Source organism: Mycobacterium sp. DBP42, from assembly GCF_005924235.1.
GTDB classification, from domain to species: domain Bacteria; phylum Actinomycetota; class Actinomycetes; order Mycobacteriales; family Mycobacteriaceae; genus Mycobacterium; species Mycobacterium syngnathidarum.
Map to the genome: position 1 here is coordinate 1 of NZ_VCMY01000001.1, position 12,582 is coordinate 12,582.

General features: G+C 65.7%; 15 protein-coding genes, 1 tRNA gene and 1 pseudogene. 6 read left to right on the forward strand and 11 right to left on the reverse strand.

All coding sequences use genetic code 11. From position 1 onward, the window contains the following. Both E0T84_RS00005 and E0T84_RS00010 read left to right on the forward strand, forming a co-directional pair. A partial coding sequence (locus E0T84_RS00005; RefSeq protein ID WP_171054845.1) for an MspA family porin occupies window positions 1-215 on the forward strand: 215 nt, incomplete at its 5' end. Window positions 216-312: 97 nt separating this feature from the next. Further along, on the forward strand, window positions 313-732 hold the full coding sequence (locus tag E0T84_RS00010; protein WP_070187580.1) for a pyridoxamine 5'-phosphate oxidase family protein: 420 nt from the start codon (window positions 313-315) through the stop codon (window positions 730-732). A gap of 4 nt (window positions 733-736) precedes the next feature. Here E0T84_RS00010 and E0T84_RS00015 read toward each other — a convergent pair whose 3' ends face one another. The 5 genes from E0T84_RS00015 to E0T84_RS00035 are packed head-to-tail and all read right to left on the reverse strand — an operon-like array spanning window position 737 to window position 5,750. Further along, the gene (locus E0T84_RS00015) at window positions 737-1,567 is read right to left on the reverse strand and encodes an ABC transporter permease (protein WP_070187535.1); all 831 of its coding nucleotides are present in this window, start codon (window positions 1,565-1,567) and stop codon (window positions 737-739) included. Further along, window positions 1,564-2,460 carry a glycosyltransferase gene (locus E0T84_RS00020; RefSeq protein ID WP_371725678.1) on the reverse strand — a complete coding sequence of 299 codons (897 nt, stop codon included), beginning with the start codon at window positions 2,458-2,460 and terminating at the stop codon, window positions 1,564-1,566. Before E0T84_RS00020 ends, E0T84_RS00015 begins: the two co-directional genes overlap by 4 nt. Further along, window positions 2,450-3,247 carry an ABC transporter ATP-binding protein gene (locus E0T84_RS00025; protein ID WP_138743441.1) on the reverse strand — a complete coding sequence of 266 codons (798 nt, stop codon included), beginning with the start codon at window positions 3,245-3,247 and terminating at the stop codon, window positions 2,450-2,452. The genes E0T84_RS00020 and E0T84_RS00025 overlap by 11 nt, the downstream gene beginning before the upstream one ends. Before the next feature lie 6 nt (window positions 3,248-3,253). Further along, window positions 3,254-3,769, reverse strand: coding sequence for a bacterial proteasome activator family protein (locus tag E0T84_RS00030; protein ID WP_070187538.1), 516 nt, complete (start codon window positions 3,767-3,769; stop codon window positions 3,254-3,256). After that, on the reverse strand, window positions 3,747-5,750 hold the full coding sequence (locus E0T84_RS00035) for a DUF6541 family protein (protein WP_075909213.1): 2,004 nt from the start codon (window positions 5,748-5,750) through the stop codon (window positions 3,747-3,749). The genes E0T84_RS00030 and E0T84_RS00035 overlap by 23 nt, the downstream gene beginning before the upstream one ends. A 123-nt stretch (window positions 5,751-5,873) precedes the next feature. Between E0T84_RS00035 and E0T84_RS00040 the strand changes: the two genes are divergently transcribed. Further along, window positions 5,874-7,070, forward strand: a complete 1,197-nt coding sequence (locus E0T84_RS00040) for a cysteine desulfurase-like protein (RefSeq protein WP_070187540.1) — start codon at window positions 5,874-5,876, stop codon at window positions 7,068-7,070. 18 nt (window positions 7,071-7,088) lie between these two features. Here the strand turns inward: E0T84_RS00040 and E0T84_RS00045 are convergent, their stop codons facing one another. Further along, on the reverse strand, window positions 7,089-8,066 hold the full coding sequence (locus tag E0T84_RS00045; RefSeq protein ID WP_070946097.1) for an NAD(P)H-quinone oxidoreductase: 978 nt from the start codon (window positions 8,064-8,066) through the stop codon (window positions 7,089-7,091). A gap of 67 nt (window positions 8,067-8,133) precedes the next feature. Here E0T84_RS00045 and E0T84_RS00050 point away from each other — a divergent pair, with 67 nt between their 5' ends. Next, the gene (locus E0T84_RS00050; RefSeq protein ID WP_070187541.1) at window positions 8,134-8,646 is read left to right on the forward strand and encodes a MarR family winged helix-turn-helix transcriptional regulator; all 513 of its coding nucleotides are present in this window, start codon (window positions 8,134-8,136) and stop codon (window positions 8,644-8,646) included. A 19-nt stretch (window positions 8,647-8,665) separates the two neighbouring features. Then, window positions 8,666-8,755 (forward strand) — tRNA-Ser (locus E0T84_RS00055). A 21-nt stretch (window positions 8,756-8,776) separates the two neighbouring features. Here E0T84_RS00055 and E0T84_RS00060 read toward each other — a convergent pair. The 3 genes and pseudogenes from E0T84_RS00060 to E0T84_RS00065 form a co-directional block, all read right to left on the reverse strand. Then, window positions 8,777-9,769, reverse strand: a complete 993-nt coding sequence (locus E0T84_RS00060; RefSeq protein WP_249383525.1) for a DDE-type integrase/transposase/recombinase — start codon at window positions 9,767-9,769, stop codon at window positions 8,777-8,779. Window positions 9,770-9,872: 103 nt separating this feature from the next. Further along, a pseudogene (locus E0T84_RS32650) lies at window positions 9,873-9,974 on the reverse strand (hypothetical protein); the annotation flags it as partial. A 130-nt stretch (window positions 9,975-10,104) separates the two neighbouring features. Beyond that, window positions 10,105-10,452 carry a DUF2200 domain-containing protein gene (locus E0T84_RS00065; RefSeq protein ID WP_070187546.1) on the reverse strand — a complete coding sequence of 116 codons (348 nt, stop codon included), beginning with the start codon at window positions 10,450-10,452 and terminating at the stop codon, window positions 10,105-10,107. Between the two features lie 52 nt (window positions 10,453-10,504). Here E0T84_RS00065 and E0T84_RS00070 point away from each other — a divergent pair, with 52 nt between their 5' ends. Beyond that, window positions 10,505-10,996 carry a hypothetical protein gene (locus E0T84_RS00070; protein ID WP_131823411.1) on the forward strand — a complete coding sequence of 164 codons (492 nt, stop codon included), beginning with the start codon at window positions 10,505-10,507 and terminating at the stop codon, window positions 10,994-10,996. A 194-nt stretch (window positions 10,997-11,190) separates the two neighbouring features. Here the strand turns inward: E0T84_RS00070 and E0T84_RS32135 are convergent, their stop codons facing one another. Next, entirely contained in the window at window positions 11,191-11,394 is a 204-nt protein-coding gene (locus E0T84_RS32135; protein ID WP_234998403.1) for a hypothetical protein, read from the reverse strand. A 140-nt stretch (window positions 11,395-11,534) separates the two neighbouring features. Then, window positions 11,535-12,560: a linear amide C-N hydrolase gene (locus E0T84_RS00080; protein WP_070946045.1), complete on the reverse strand. Its 1,026-nt coding sequence runs from the start codon at window positions 12,558-12,560 to the stop codon at window positions 11,535-11,537. Window positions 12,561-12,582: the final 22 nt, after the last annotated feature.

The following is a 12,582-nucleotide window of genomic DNA, read 5'->3' on the forward strand; positions in this document are numbered from 1 at the left end:
CGATCAGCGCGGATCTGGGCAACGGCCCGGGTATCCAGGAAGTGGCCACCTTCTCGGTGGACGTGGCCGGTCCGGCCGGCGGTGTGGCGGTGTCCAACGCGCACGGCACGGTGACCGGTGCGGCCGGCGGTGTGCTGCTGCGGCCGTTCGCCCGCCTGATCGCCTCCACCGGTGACAGTGTCACCACCTACGGCGAGCCCTGGAACATGAACTGAGGACATGAACGTCCAGTAGTCGTCTGTGATCGGCGCGTCCCCCTCCTGATTGGGAGTGGGACGCGCCGATTGCCTTTTGGGCGGCTACGGTGGCCTCATGGTGCCGCAGAGCCCGGTTTCAGTGCTCAGCGAGGACGAGTGCTGGCAGCTGCTGTCCAGCGTGACGTTGGGTCGCCTGGTGTCGACCATCGGCACCAGGCTGGAGATCTTCCCGGTGAACTTCGTCGTCCAGCGACGCACGGTGCTGTTCCGCACAGCGGAGGGGACCAAATTGGTCAGCACCCTGTTCAACGACCGGGTGTTGTTCGAGGCCGACGATCACAATCTCGTCGAAGGCTGGAGCGTCATCGTCCGGGGCGTACCGCAGCTTCTCGAGACTCCTGACGAGATCGCCGAGGCCGAACGCGCCCAACTGCTTTCCTGGATCGGCACCACGAAACGCCGCTACGTCCGGATCCTGCCGAAGGAGATCTCGGGCCGCAGGTTCGTGTTCGGCTCCGAGCCCGAGGATATGTAGCGGCTCAGACCCAGTAGGGCACGCGGGCACGGTACTGACGCATGGCAATCGCCGCGAACGCCCAGCCGATTCCGGTGAGAACGAGAACCACCACCCAGTGCCGCACCTCTTGGTCAGCGCCCAGCAGCGGTGCACGCACGATGTCCAGATAGTGCAGCAGCGGGTTGATCTCGACGATCTTGGCCCAGGATCCGGCGCCCTGCTGCTGCAGCGTCGACTCGTTCCAGATGATCGGAGTCATGAAGAACAGCAGCTGCACCAGCGAGGCCAGCAGCGGCCCGATGTCGCGGTACCGGGTGGCCAGGATGCCGAAACAGATTGACACCCAAACGCAATTGAGCACGATCAGGCCCAGCGCCGGAATGACCGCGAGGTCCGTCCATTTCCAGGGCTTGGGATAGATGATCGCGATGATCACGAAGATGACGATGTTGTGGCCGAACAGGATCAGCTGCCGCCACACCAGCCGGTAGACGTGGACCGACAACGGCGTCGGAAGTTGTTTGATCAGGCCTTCGTTCGCGATGAACACCTCGGAACCCTCGAGGATGGACGCGTTGATCAGGTTCCAGATGATCAGGCCGAGCGTGACATAGGGCAGGTGTTCTTCGAGCGGCAGCTTGAACAGCTTCGAGTAGAGCAGTCCCATCGCCACCGCGGTGGTACCGGTGGCGATGGTGATCCAGAACGGACCGAGCACGCTGCGCCGGTAGCGCTGTTTGATGTCCTGCCAGCCCAGGTGCAGCCACAGTTCGCGTTTGCCGAAACCTTCGCGTAGGTCACGCACGGCCCGGGCCATCGTCTTGGAATCGGATGCCGCGTCGGTGAAGCTCATCTCTGGAACCTTTCGCGTCTGCCCAGTCGCCGCAGGCGAATCCATTCGCGTAAACCTGCCGGGTCGCGGCGGGACACCAGAAAATACCAGGCGAACCGCACCCATTCCTGTGGCAGTAGTTTGCGCAAACCGGGTTGGGACAGCAGATAACCGCGATTGCGGTAGGTGAAGAACCGCTTGGTCTCGTCGTCGGGGTACTGGGTGTGCATCCGGCCACCGAGGATCGGCTTGAACTCGTCGGTGCCGCATGGGTGCAGATAGCTTGCGGTCAAACAGGTCCCGAACGGAAGGCCGGAGCGGACGAGCCGGCGGTGCAGTTCGACCTCGTCGCCGCGGACGAACAAACGTAGATCCGGCACTCCGACAGACTCCACCGTGGCAGCCCGGAACAGGGCACCGTTGAACAGCGAGGCGATTCCGGGCAGCACGTCTGCCTCACCCTCGGTGCGCAATTCGCTGACCAGACGCCGCCAGACCAGCCCGCGGCGCAGCGGGAACGCCAACCGTTGCGGGTCGTCGAGGTTGCACACCATGGGCGAGACCTCGGCCAGCGTGTACTGCTCGGCGCACGCCAGCAGGGTCGACAACACTGTGTTGTCTGCGGGGCGGCCGTCGTCGTCGGCGAGCCAGATCCAATCGGCGCCCTGGGCCAGGGCGTGCAGCATCCCGAGGGCGAAACCGCCTGCGCCACCGAGGTTTCGGCGTGATCCGAGGTAGGTCGCCGGTACGGGCTGGCTCAGCACCAGCTCGCGGACGGCCTCGTCGTTGTCGTTGTCGACCACGATCAGGTGGTCGGGCCTGCGATCCTGGTTCACCACTGCCGCCAGGGACTGGGCCAGCAACTCACGGCGCCGGTGGGTCACGATCACCGCGATGACGGACTCAGGTGCCACGAGCCGTTTCCTCCAGCACCTCACGCACATGCCGCGCGGCGTCCTCGCCCTCGTAGGCGCGCACCACCTCTTCGATCCCGCCGGTCATCTTGATGGTGCCGTGGTCGATCCACATCGCGGTCTGGCAGAGCCGGGCCAGGAACTCGTTGGAATGGCTTGCGAACACGAGGATTCCAGACCGCTCCACCAGGCTCTGCAGCCGTGACTGCGCCTTCTTGAGGAACTCCGCGTCGACGGCGCCGATGCCTTCGTCGAGCAACAGGATCTCCGGGTCGATGCTGGTGACCACGCCCATCGCCAGACGCACCCGCATGCCGGTCGAATAGGTGCGAAGCGGCATCGACAGGTACTCGCCGAGTTCGGTGAACTCTGCGATCTCGTCGACCTTGGCCAGCATCTGCTTGCGGGTCTGCCCGAGGAACAGCCCGCGGATGATGATGTTCTCGAAACCCGAGATCTCCGGGTCCATCCCGACTCCGAGGTCGAACACCGGGGCCACTCGGCCGTTGACGGTGGCCGAGCCCCTCGTGGGCTCATAGATGCCCGAAAGTAGCCGCAGCAGTGTGGATTTGCCCGCACCGTTGTGGCCCACCAGCCCGACCCGGTCACCCATTTTCAGTGACATGGTGATGTCGCGCAGCGCCTCGATGACGACAACGTTGGACTCGTTGCGCCCGATCGCGCCGCCGGCCTTGCCGAGGAACGCCTTCTTCAACGAGCGTGTCTTGGCGTCGAAGATGGGGAACTCCACCCATGCTTCGCGCGTCGAGATGTACGGATCAGACAACGCGACCTACAGGTACTGGCCGGTGCCGGGGTGCGACGGGCCGCCGCGCTGTCCGCCGGGGACCTGCAGGCCGGGCGGCAGCGCGCCCTGGCGCATCTGCTCGAGCTGGGCGCGGGCGGCCATCTGCTGAGCGAACAATGCCGTCTGGATGCCGTGGAACAGGCCCTCGAGCCAGCCGACCAATTGCGCCTGGGCGATGCGTAGTTCGGCATCGGAGGGGGCGCTGTCCTCGGTGAAGGGCAGCGTCAGCCGCTCGAGCTCTTCGCGCAGCTCGGGCGCCAGGCCGTCCTCGAGTTCGCGGATGCTGGTCCGGTGGATGTCGCGTAGCCGGTTGCGGCTGGCTTCGTCGAGCGGAGCCGCACGCACCTCTTCGAGCAGCTGCTTGATCATCGTCCCGATGCGCATGACCTTCGCCGGTTGCTCGACGAGGTCGGTCAGCGACTTGCCGTCAGCGTCGGCATCGGTGTCGTCGGCCGTGCTGGCCAGGATCTCGATGTTGTCATCGTCGGGGTTGATGGTCATCGCCTTCCCTTGGATCGTTTCGGTTTGTCGCTTTGGTGGCCGCGTTTTCACCGTGCCAGCGGTAGATGCGGGCCTCACCGTTGTCGTAGATCTTCTCCCACGACCGTGAGCTGTCTAGCGACACTAGCCCGTCCGGCATGGCGAACCCGCGGACCACCGGTGTGCTGGTGAGCACGTAGCGGATGTTGAGTGCCTCGACTGCCTCGGCAACGCGGGGGTCGGTGTCCGCGTCGTCGGCATATGCCCAGAAGATGAAGCGGTGATATCCGGGGCCTTGTTGCACCGGGTAGTCGTAGTGCGTCCACAGTGGGTGCAGCCCCGATACCGCATACATCCAGGCGGTGCCGTCGGTGTTGGCGTCGCCGATCAGTGTGGTGCGGGCGTCGGGCAGTTCGGCCAGGTAGGCGAAGGCTTCGAGGTCCTTGGCGCCGATGATCACCGAGTCGTACTTCTGCCCTAACAGGTACTCGTGCCGGGGGAAGTAGTGCCAGGCCAGTCCGACGGAGGTGGCGACGAGGGCGACGGCAGCCGTGGCACGGATCCACGCCGGGCGGGCACCGGCGCGGCGTAGGGCGGCGGCACCCAGCAGGACCAGCGCGCACAGTCCGATCGCGGCCATCGGCGCATAGAGCATCGTCACGACCGCCGACAACCGACGCGGATCGCTGTAGAACAGGTCGCTGAACGTGCCGGTGATGACGCCCAGTGGTCCGCCGAAGGGTGCGCCGGAATGCACGATCGAGGCGATCAGGATCAGCCAGACCACCAGTGGCCACCAGATCTTCTTGACCAGCATGACCAGGCCGCCGATGCCGGCCAGGGCGATGAGCAGGTTCTGGATCGGGAAATCGTTGAGGTGGCGGGTGTGCTGCACGACCGCTGCGAACAGCGAGTGTTTCTTGCCGAGGTGGTTGACGAAGGCGTGGCCCACGATGATGTCGGCTTGCTGAAGGACCCCCAGGAACTGGGGCAGCATGATTGCCAGGGTCGGCACCGCAACGGCGGCCAGCGCCAGAAGGTCGGACAGCCGGCTGCGCACCGGCCGCCACAGCGCCTCGGCCAGCCACCAGACGCCCACCAGCAGCGCGGTCACCACGCCACCGGTGAGGTGCACCGAGAAAACGCCCACTGTCGCCAGCACGGCCAGGCCGATGCGGTCGCGATGTGCCGGTGTCGAGATGATCAATGCGAACGCCGGCACGGCCAGGCCGTATGCGACCAAGTTGGGCATCGCCGCCACATCGAATTCGACGTAGGGCACGGCGGTGAAGGAGGCGGTGATCGCCGCCGCGGTGGCGGATGCGACTGCGGTGCGCATCTCGCAGGTGTGTGGGCGGACCATCTTCCACGTCAGCACCGCCGCGCTCACCGGGAACAGCCAGACTGCCGCGGCGACCGAACTCACGGTGTACGCGGTGGTCGCGGCGGCACCCGTGATCTGGCAGTAGACCGCGGCCAGGGCGTGGAAGGCCGACGGGTAGTAGAGCGCCTCGTGAGTTTCGACGTTGCGCAGCTCGCCCATGTGGGTCGGTGAGGCCTGGCCGGTGTCGAGGATCCAGCGGATGGTGTTGGCGTGCCACACCGAGTCCCAGGTGCTGGGGATCGATTGCCAGTGCGGGAGACCGGCGAACGCCGCGGCAGCAATCAGCGCGGCGCCCAACAGCACGCCCGCCGCAACCACCGCGGCGGGCGGCCAGGAGAGGCCGGACGCCTCGGCGTCGCGGTCACGGAGTCGCGCCAGCGCCTTCCGTACAGCGACCGCAATGGCAGCGACGATCGCGACAGCAAACAAAGCTGCCCACGCGTTCCACGGCACGCCAATCGCCCCGAGCGGGACGATCGTCAACGCAACGGTGCCGTAGGTCAAGGCTGGACCCACCGCAACCGCCGCCGACACGGTCAGTCCGCCCGCCCTGGCTATCAGCGCCCCGGGGATCACCAGCAAAAACAGTGCGATTAGCACTCCGAACCCGAAGCCCACTGGACTAGTATGGCTGCCCAGGTGACCCGGTCCGAGCATGGTCTCGGAAGCGCAAACGTGCGGTCGGGCGCCCCCCAAATCGTGTCGGTTTGTGATATCGGCGGACGCTCTAAGGTGGCTGGCATGGCATACGACGTCGCCCGGGTGCGGGGCCTGCACCCCTCTTTGGGCGATGGGTGGGTTCACTTTGATGCCCAGAACGGCATGCTGGTGCCCGACTCCGTCGCGACGACGGTCTCCACTGCCTTCCGCGGCTCGATGCCCGCCGCTGTCGGGCCGCACCCGTCGGCGCGGCGCAGCGCGGCCGTGCTCACCGCCGCCCGGCAGGCGGTGGCGGACCTGGTCAACGCAGATCCGCGGGGTGTGGTCCTCGGTGCCGACCGTGCCCAACTGCTGAACGCCTTGGCCGAGGCCTCCTCGAGCCGGGTCGGCCTCGGCTACGAGGTGGTGGTCACCCGCCTCGACGACGAGGCGAACATCGCCCCGTGGTTGCGGGCTGCCAATCGCTATGGCGCGAAGGTCAAGTGGGCCGAGGTCGACATCGAGACCGGTGAGCTGCCGTCCTGGCAGTGGGAAGGGCTGATCGACAAGCCGACCCGGCTGGTGGCCATCGCGTCGGCGTCATCGACCCTGGGGACCGTCACCGATCTGGGGGAGGTGACCAAGCTCACCCACGAGGTCGGCGGCATGGTCGTGGTCGACCATTCCGCGGCGGCGCCGTACCGGCTCATCGACATCAATGAGATCGACGCCGACGTGCTGGCGCTCAACGCGGTGCCGTGGGGCGGTCCGCCCATCGGCGCACTCGTCTTCCGCGACCCCTCGACGCTCGATTCGCTGGCCTCGGTGTCGTTGGATCCGCACGCCACCGGACCGGCTCGCCTGGAGGTGGGCGGACACCAGTACGGACTGCTCGGCGGCGTGGTGGCCAGCATCGAGTATCTGTCGAACCTCGATGACACGGCCAGCGGTTCGCGGCGCGAGCGCCTGGCCGTGTCGATGAAGTCGGCGAATGCGTACCTGGACCGGCTGTTCGAGTACCTGGTGGCCTCGTTGCGCTCGTTGCCGTTGGTGATGGTGATCGGCAGGCCGGAGTCGCAGATTCCGGTGCTGAGCTTCGTCGTACGCGACATCCCGGCCGAGCGCGTGGTGCAGCGCCTGGCGGACAACGGCATCCTGGCGATCTCCAACGCCAGCTCGCGTGTGCTCGACGTGATCGGGGTCAACGACATCGGCGGCGCGGTGACGGTCGGGCTGTCGCACTACTCGACCGGTGCCGAGGTCGATCAGCTCGTGCGGGCTCTGGCCTCGCTCGGCTGATCGCGCCTCGAGGCGAAACTAGACCGTCAGCACGATCTTTCCCGACACCTCACCGGAGGCCAGCAGTTCGTGGGCCCGCTGGGCCTCGGCGATGGGCAGTTCGGCGCCGATGATCGGGCGTACCCGGCCATCGGCGATCATCGGCCAGACGTTGTCGCGCACCGCCCGCACGATCTCGCCCTTGCCGCCGGGTCCGTCGACCGGACGCGGCCGCAGTGAGGTCGCGATGACCCCGGCGCGTTTACCCAGCAGCTTGGCGATGTTCAGCTCGGCCTTGATGCCGCCCTGCATACCGATGATCACCAGCCGTCCGCCGGTGGCCAGCGCGTCGACATTGCGATCCAGGTAGGCGGCTCCCATGATGTCGAGGATCACATCGGCTCCGGCGCCGCCGGTTTCGGTCCGGAGCCGCTCCACGAAGTCCTCGTCGCGGTAGTTGATGGTGATGTCGGCGCCCAACTCGCGGCACAGGGCCAGCTTGTCGGCGGAGCCGGCCGTCACCGCAACTCGTACGCCGAGGGCATGGGCCACCTGGGTGGCATGGGTGCCGATCCCGCTGGCTCCACCCTGCAACAGCACGACCTGACCGGCCGCCAAACCCGCGGTCATGATGAGGTTCGACCACACCGTGCAGGCCACCTCGGGAAGCCCGGCGGCCTCGCTGAGAGCAACGCCATCGGGCAACGGCAGCACCTGGGCGGCGGGTACGGCGACGTATTCGGCATAGCCGCCCCCGGCGAGCAATGCGCACACCGGTTGCCCCACTGACCAGTCGGTAACATCCGCGCCGAGCGCGGCGACCGTGCCCGAGACCTCCAAGCCGATGACCTCACTGGCGCCTGGTGGGGGCGGATACTTGCCCGCGGCTTGCAGCAGATCGGCGCGATTGACTCCGGCGGCGTGAACGCGGATCAGAACCTCGTCGTTTGCTACTGCTGGATCAGCGACGTTTTCACAGGTCAGACGGCCCTCGGCGGACGCGGCGATTGCATGCATTTTTTCCACGCTACAAGCACGCTATTTTTCGCGCGCAGCAATACTGACGTCCCTTACGATTGCGCCTATGGCGGGGATGATTGCGGGGCGCACGGCGGGTGACATGCCGGGCCTGGACATCGCCGAGCAGAGGTCATGGCAGAACTACCTCGACTCGGCGTTGCGAATGTATGCGACCTTGAACCGGTCGCTGGTGGACGCGCATCACCTGACCCTCAACGATGTGCGCTTGCTCGACATCTTGGACAAGTCGTCGACCGGGTCCGCCCGGATGGGTGACTTGGCCGAGCGGTTGATGTCTCTGCCCAGCCGGGTTACCCGGCAGATCCGGCGGCTGGAAGTTCAGAACCTGGTGACCAGGTGTGCCAGTCCCGATGACGGGCGTGGGGTGGTCGCCACGATCACCGAAGAGGGCAGGATCGCGGTTCGTGAGGCGATGGTGACGTACGGGCAGGGTGTCCGCTCACACTTTCTCGGTAGGCTCTCGCGTCCGCAGATCGCCGCGATGGGCGAGAACTGTCGCCGGATCAGCGTCGCGCTGAAGAGTGGAGCGCCGCCCGCTCACATCGGCCGCGTGTAAAGCCCGTACTCTTGTCGGCGGTGGCGTGGCAGAGCGGCCTAATGCACTCGCCTTGAAAGCGAGAGACGGCTAACACCGTCCGGGGGTTCAAATCCCTCCGCCACCGCCATGTGGTGAGTCGGGTCATGGGTTACACATGAGTCGAGTCATCGGTTACAGAATTCCCCGGTCTTTTGGCCGGGGTTTTTTGTTGGTTGGGCCAGTAGTTGCGGTCGGGGTTGATCCGGTGGTCGGCGATCAGGTGGTGTCCGGTTTTGCTGATGACGGTGACGTTGGTGGTGGTGACCACGATGAGCACCGGGGTATGGGCATGGCGGCGTCCGATGCCCAGGTGGTGTAGTCGGCTGCCGTGGCGCAGAGTGAGTTTGCCGAATTGATCGACGGTGTCGTGGCGGATGCGGAAGTGTTCGATCATTACGTCCGGGGTGGCTTTGGGTCGGCCGGTGTAGGCCTGAGCCGGTGTGGTGGCGGCCGGCAGGGCTCGGTGGGTGCGTTCGGTGTTGTAGATGATGCGGAATTCGTCGAGCAGGTGTTGCAGGTCGGCCAGGGTCGATGGTCGGGGGCGGGCGGCCAGCCAGCGTTTGAGGGTTTGGTGGAAGCGTTCGATTTTGCCTTGGGTTTGTGGGTGGCCGGGACGTCCATTCTTTTGCGTGATGCCCAGGCTGGCGATAAGTCGTTCGAAATCGTTGTGGCCGTGGGTGAATCGTGAGGTGTAGACCGATCCGTTGTCGGTCAGGGTGGATGCCGGTGGGCCGTAGATGTCGATGAGGGTGGTGAAACTGGCCACGATGTCGGGGCCGCTGACGCGGGTAAATGCGGTGCAGTACAGCAGGTATCGGGAGTGGTCATCGAGCCAGTTGAGGATTTCGATGTCGGTGCCGTCGGCCAGGGTCCAGTGGGTGAAGTCGGACTGCCAGCATTCGTTGGGCTGTTCGGCGGCGAAGCGGTGATAAGAGCTGCGGGGCCGTTTGTGTGGTTGTGGGGTGATCAGGCCATGGTGGTGCAGGATGCGTCGGATGGTGGAGGTCGAGGGCACCGGTAGCTGTTGTTGGGCCAGGTGTTCTTGCAGGGTGATCGGCCCGGCGTCGAGGCCTTGTGCGGTGAGTTTCTCGCGCAGCAGCACGATCGTGGTGATGACCTCGTCGCTGACTGCGCGCGGGTTGCTGGCGGGACGCCGAGCGGGGATCGACGGCTTCCAGACCGCCTTCCCGGAAGCGTTTGAGGAGGCGGTAGATGTGTTGACGGGACATCCCGTAGGTACGGGCCGCGGCGCTGACCGACAGATGACCGGAGACGATTTCCAACACCACCACGCGGGCTCTCGACATGAATCATGACTGTCACCGATGACGCGACTCATCGAGGTGCCATCGCAGGTGTCACCTATGTCCCGACTCATGTGTCACCTATGTCGTGAACTCACACACCTCCGCCACCGCCATCAGGTGCGGTTTCCGGCTACGCCGTGCGCAGCACCTTGTTCATCGGCTTGCCGCGCGCGAGCTCGTCGACGAGCTTGTCGAGGTAGCGGATCTTTCGCATCAGCGGATCCTCGACCTCCTGGACCTTCACCCCGCACACCACGCCGGTAATCAACGACGCGTTCGGGTTCAATGAGGAGCCGGCGAAGAAGTCCGCGAACGTGGTCTGGTCGTCGAGGTGAGCCCGCAGCGTCGTCTCGTCGAACCCGGTCAGCCAGCAGATGGCCTCGTCGAGTTCGGTCTGTGTGCGGCCCTTTCGCTGCATCTTCGCCAGGTAGTGCGGGTACACCGCGGCCACTGCGGTGCCGAAGATCCGGTGCTCCACGCGTCGAGGCTACGGCGCGGTGGCGTCGCGGCCCGCATGCCAGACTGCATTCGTGACCGGCAGTGTGGATCAGATGCCCAAGGCCACCACGGAGTGGACCGCTCAGCCCGGCGACGCGCGCCGGGCAACACTTTCGATTCTGCGGCAACCCGCGCTGTGGAAACGGCTGCTGACATTCACGACGGTGGTCGCCGCGATCGCCGCCGGGGTGTGCGTCGTCGACGGCAGCGGGTGGGTCGTCGGGGCAGTGGTATTCGCGGGAGCGGCTGTGGTGTATGCGGCATTCGCTGTCGTGGTGAGTCTGGTGTGTGCCTACGTCCCGAACCGGCGAGTCCTGCGCGCCGGGTCGCTGTGGGCCGCCGGCGGCGATGAAACCCGAATCCGTATCGACACCCCGGCGTCCACTCTGGTCATCGACCGCAGCAACATCATCTCGGTCCGCCCGGCGGGTGCGCTGATCGTGGTGCGGGTCCGCCCGAAGCAGGTTCTCGGGATCCCGACGGCGCTGTTCGCCGATCCGGCACTGGAGAGCCTCATCGACTGACGTGACCGGCATTGGTTTCACTGGTGTTCGCCGATGCTGTCAAAGAGTGCATCGTCCAGGTTCTCCGGGTCGAGTGTGGTGTGCCGAAACCGCAGTGTCCGCCCGATCTCCGGGCGAGGGTGATTGCCGCCCATGGTGCAGTGCCTGCAGATTCTCAGCTCACCTTCCACCGTGGCGGACACGGTGAGCATGAATTAGGACGAGTTGTCCTCGGAGTTGCGCACTTCGGCGATCGGTGTGATGGCTCCTTCGGAGATGCGTGCGTTCGTGAACGACGCGCGGTACTGCTTGTGGCCGCAGTAGATCGCACCGAGGATGCCCACTGGGATAAGCACGAAGACCGACGCCGTGCCCGCTGTCTGCGGCCAGCCGTAATCACCGAGAACGGCCAGCGGCACAGCGACGAGCACCCCGATGCCCGCGAGTGCGAGGCAGGCGATCCCCCGATCCCCCCACCAGCGGTACGCACGGCCGGGGCCGTCGACGGAGACTCGTGAACGCTCATCGGTAACTGCCCTCGTGCGATTCGTCGTCGACGTCAGGCCCCGTTCTTCTGGGCCGCTTCCAGTTCCTCCATGATTTTCAGGGACAGGAACGTCATGGGGCCCTTGTCGGCGAACTTGTCGGCCACGTTGCCGGCGATGCCGCCTTGTACCGCGAGTTCGCTCATGAGGTCGAGCTTGAGTTGCGGGCTTCCCTCGGAGAAGTCGAGATCGGCCAGGTCCACCCACACGATGTTGGGCCGGGTGGTGGACTCGTAGACGTAGCGCTTGTTGGTGAGGTCGAGTACCACCTGCCAGATGGTCTGGGAGGCATCGGGTTTGCCTGGGTCGGGGATGCGGAAGGGCTGCGCGGCGTTGCGGATCACCGAGAACATGCCGGCGATGGCCTGCACCTGGCCGGCCGGTTTGGGCAGCCGGCCGGCGTAGTAACTGGCCCGGGCGAAGCGGTCGCTGGCCAGGGTGGAGCCGGGCAGTGGCTGGTCCCCGCCGAGTCCGGTGAACGACTTCACCAGCTCCAGCTGTTGATCGAAGGTCGGTGAATTGGTCATCACCCGGTAGTCCTTCGAGTGGTACACCCTCGGGTGGCCGTCGACGTACTCGATGATCGCCGAGTCTCCGGTCGCGTCGTCGAGTGCCAGGTGCAGGCCGGGGCGGACGCCGCCGGTCGGGTCATCCATTTGCACCACCTGCACGTCGGTTTCTGCGATCCAGGCGACGGCCTCGGCGACGGTGGCGAAGTTGTCCAGGAAATACTGCAGCCAGATGGCCTGGCCGAGTTGGGTGCGTGAGGCGTCCGGTTCGCCGTAGGTCGATTCGGCCAGCCACAGGATGTGCCCCGCCAGGCCCGCCTCGTTCATTCCGTCCACGGAAGTGATGTCGAAGGCGGCGGCGATCACGCTGCCGTACTTCGAGGTCCAGGTCAGCTTGCCGGATACGGCGTCGTCGCGTTGGACGCCGCGGGGTTGCTTCCACAGGTTTGTCATCAGGTCCTTGTGGAAATCCATGTTTCTGCCGACCAGGACTGCATCGCCTGCCTCCGGCCAGATGACTCGCGTGCACATTCGAGCGAGCCTACTGACGGAC